The following is a 3,663-nucleotide window of genomic DNA, read 5'->3' on the forward strand; positions in this document are numbered from 1 at the left end:
CACCGACACGGCAGCCAGGTTCCACGACCGGCGCGCATCGAAACGTGTTCTGCCGGAAAGTCTTTCCGCTACGCTTCGCGCGACCGGGCGGTGCTGCCCTCACTCGTCAGTGTGGGCCCGCGGCCCGGCCTGCGACCATCCCCCGCATGGGGGATATCGGGCATCGCGCGCACGGCCGGCGGCGTGCGGCGCTGCGCGGTGGTCGGATGAAGGATCAGGGGCAGGGTCGCGTGCGGAACGGACGGAGACGAAATCGGGATACCCGTCACTACGACGCGGAGTCTGCGGCTGCGGCGATCGTGTCGGCCACGACTGCAGGCCGGGAAACCAGTGCGACGTGGGAGGCCTGGATCTCGCTGGTGTGGGCGCCGATCCGACCCGCCATGTAGCGCTGTGAGGCAGGCGGAATGACCGTGTCGCCGGCGGACACGAGATACCAGGACGGTGTGCTGGACCACGAGGTCGGGCCGGAGGGTTCGACGTTGGCCCACAGCGCGATCGACTTCTGGTGGGCGAGCATGGTCGCCGCGGTGGCATCACCGACATCGGGCGCGAACACCCGGTGGAACGCGTCGTCGGCGATGTAACCGTCGAGGTTCCTGCCGCCGACGGCCTGGTCGTCGTCGACGACCTTGACTTGCAGGGCCGGTGGCAGGAGCTGGCTGCCCGGGAAGCGGATCGGGTCGAGCAGCAGCTGGACGGGTTCGCCCTGGGCCGGCGCGAACGCCGCGATGTAGACGAGCGCCGTCACGTTCGGACTGTGTGTGTTGGTGATGACCGCGCCGCCGTAGGAGTGCCCGACGAGCACAACCGGCCCGGAGATCTCCGCGAGGGTCTTCTCGATCGCGGCCGCATCGTGGGCCGGACCGCGCAGCGGATTGTCGGGCACCACGACCGTGTAGCCGCGGCCGCGCAGGTCGGCGGCGACGGCGTCCCAACTGGTTGTGTCCGCGAACGCGCCGTGCACCAGCACGATCGTCGGCCGCGGCGCGGCCGCCGCGGGCACGGCGACCGCCACGAGTGCCAACGCCACCACCGCCAGCACCTGCACCGCGGCCCGCGCGAATCGAGTGATCCTCATCTGTCGTCTCCGTATCCGGTGGGGAGGATGGGCATCGGCAGCACTGCCCGATGGTCAGATCGTCGTGATGAATCCACCGTCGATCGTCATGTCGGCACCGGTGATGTTCGCTGCCCGGTCCGAGGCCAGGAACAGCACCAGGTCCGCGACCTCGTCTGGGGTGGTGAACCGTCCCGTGGGAGTGCCGGCGACCGCCCCGTCCGCGACCTCCTGCGGACTCGCGCCGCTCGCCGTGCCGAGGACCTCGGCGACGCCGCCCGCACCCATCCACAGATCGGTCGAGACGGGACCCGGGCTCACCGAATTCGCGCGAATTCCCTGGGGGCCGAGCTCTTTCGACAGGGATTTCGTGAGGTTGGTGACCGCGGCCTTGACGGCGCAGTAGTCGGGGATACCGGGGTCGGGGTAGAACGCGTTGACCGAACCGATCGTGACGATCGCCCCGCCGCCGCGCCGGAGCATCTCCGGGATCGCGGCGCGGGTCGTGCGCACCGCGGCCATCACTCCGAGCGACCACGACGCATTCCAGTCCTCGTCGGTGACCGTGAGGAATCCACCCGGCCGCGGGGTGACCGCTCCGGCGTTGTTGACCAGAATGTCGACGCCCCCGAGCTGCGCCGCGGCCGCGACCAACGCGGTGGCACCTTCACCGGTCATCAGATCGACGGGAACGAACGTCACGTTCCCGCCCGACCCGAGCGCCTCGAGACGTGGGCCGCGGGTGCGTGAACCTGCCACGACGTGGGCGCCCGCGTCGACGAGGTGCTCGGTGATCGCGAGCCCGATTCCCTTGCTCGCGCCGGTGACCACCGCGAGCTTTCCGCCGAGATTCAGCTCCATCGCCACCCTCCGAGGGTGAAACCGGTTCTCGTCCCGCGACGGCCCCTGCCCCGCGGATGCACCGAAACTCCGGACGACGGATCACACGAGTGCGCCCAGGCTCCTCCCCGAGGGTATGCGAGCGTCGGCACTCATGATCGCGAAAGGAGCGAATTCGAGTAGCGACAGCCCACGGCCTACGCGAACTCGAGCGCCCCCTCGACCGGCGCGAGCACCCGCCGCGTCCCCGGCGAACCCAGCGCCGCGGTCAGCTCCGACCCGTCGTGCTCGGCGAGCAGATCCCCACTCGACCACACCAGCAGCGTCGCCGCGACCGTGTGCTCGGCCACCGAATGCGCCAGGTCGTAGTGCGCACACGCCGGCACGCCGGCGTAGGTGATCCACAGGTCGAACCCGGTCATGAACAGATCCAGGTCGAACTGCACACACAGGCTCAGCAATTCGCTGCGGCCGGTGTCGTCGACACCGGCGAACGCCTCGTCCAGCGCCAGCAGCCGCGGCGCGTGCGGATCCGCCGAATCGAGCATCACGTGCGCCGCCGCGAACAGCGGCAGATGTAGCGACACCGACTGCTCACCACCGGACAGCGCCGAATGCCGCGCCACCGTCAACCGGTCCTCGGTGCCGTCCGCGGAGATCAGGCTGAACGAGAACACCCGCCACCGCCGGTAGTCCAGCGTCGAGGCCAGGATCTCCGGGTACGACCGCTCCGGGTGCGCCGCCCGCTCGGCGCGGATCTGCGCCGCGAAATGCGCGCGCACCTCGGACAATTCGTCCGCGCCCAACGCCGACGCGTCGCGGTCCAGCAAGCGGCACACCGCCCGCGACCGGTCGTCGAGATGATCGGCCAACGCCCAGTGCACCCCGATCGTGTTGCCCGAGGACATGTGCCGCTTGCGCATCTCCGCGCCCATCCGGGCGATCAGCGCGCGGGCGTCGACGGTGCGCTCGTGGATCTGCTGCGCCAGCCCGGTCAGCAACGCGTCCTCGAGGATGCGGCGCTCGGCGTCGGTGAGCAGCAGTTCCTGCTCCCGGCGCGCGGCGGCGATCCGCGTCGCGAACTGCCCGACGGACGAGAACCCCTGCTCGTCCTGCACCCGCACCACGGTCACCCCGTCCGGGGCGTCCCAGTGCAGCCGGTAGTCCTGACCGGCCGCCGCCAGCTGCGCATCGAACTCCTGCAACGCCGACGTCAGCGCCGTGCGCGTCGACTTCCGGGCCGACTCCGACACCGTCACCGACTCGGTCGCCGCCAGCAGCGACGCGAACAGCGCCGACACCTCCGCCGGCAGCACCGGCACCTCCTCGCCGGTCTCGCGCTGGATCCGATACACCAGCTGATCGGCGTCGAGCCACGCCGCCGGTCCCGCCGGCCACGCGTGCGGCTGCTCGATCCCCAACAGGCCCAACAGCTCCGGGCGCGCATAGGGGGCCAGGTGCTCGGCGTCCGCGAGCGCCTCCACCAGCGCCGACCGCAGCGTCTGCTCGGCCGCGGTGTGCGCCGCCTCGGCCTTACCGATCCGCTCGATCGCCGCGTCGTAGGCCTTGCGGGCGGTGCGCTGCGCCGCCTTCGCCGCCTCGATCCGCGCACGGGCCTGCTCGAGCTGCTCGTCGATCTGCTCCGCGGACGCACCGAGCGCCTCCCGCAGCGTCTCGAGCCGCTGCTGCTGCGCCGTCAACGACTCCTCGGCGACCGCCGCCTGCTCCGCCGACTCCTCGGCGGCCCGCCGCGCCTCGTCGAG

General features: G+C 71.1%; 3 protein-coding genes. All 3 read right to left on the reverse strand.

Features of this window, described 5'->3' with window-relative positions; translation table 11 throughout:
• Window positions 1-268: 268 nt before the first annotated feature.
• Window positions 269-1,081, reverse strand: a complete 813-nt coding sequence (locus I0Q12_RS09225) for an alpha/beta fold hydrolase (protein ID WP_197251643.1) — start codon at window positions 1,079-1,081, stop codon at window positions 269-271.
• A gap of 54 nt (window positions 1,082-1,135) precedes the next feature.
• Window positions 1,136-1,921, reverse strand: coding sequence for an SDR family NAD(P)-dependent oxidoreductase (locus I0Q12_RS09230; protein ID WP_197251644.1), 786 nt, complete (start codon window positions 1,919-1,921; stop codon window positions 1,136-1,138).
• Between the two features lie 176 nt (window positions 1,922-2,097).
• Window positions 2,098-3,663: SbcC/MukB-like Walker B domain-containing protein (locus tag I0Q12_RS09235; protein WP_269437589.1), on the reverse strand; the 1,566-nt coding region annotated here is incomplete at its 5' end.

The sequence above is a fragment of the Rhodococcus sp. CX genome (assembly GCF_015865005.1).
In the GTDB taxonomy this organism is placed as follows: Bacteria; Actinomycetota; Actinomycetes; order Mycobacteriales; family Mycobacteriaceae; genus Rhodococcus.

Excerpts from the sequence above, each read along its gene's own strand:
- I0Q12_RS09225 (WP_197251643.1), bottom strand. The coding sequence starts at position 1,081 with ATGAGGATCACTCGATTCGCGCGGGCCGCGGTGCAGGTGCTGGCGGTG.
- I0Q12_RS09230 (WP_197251644.1), bottom strand. The coding sequence starts at position 1,921 with ATGGAGCTGAATCTCGGCGGAAAGCTCGCGGTGGTCACCGGCGCGAGC.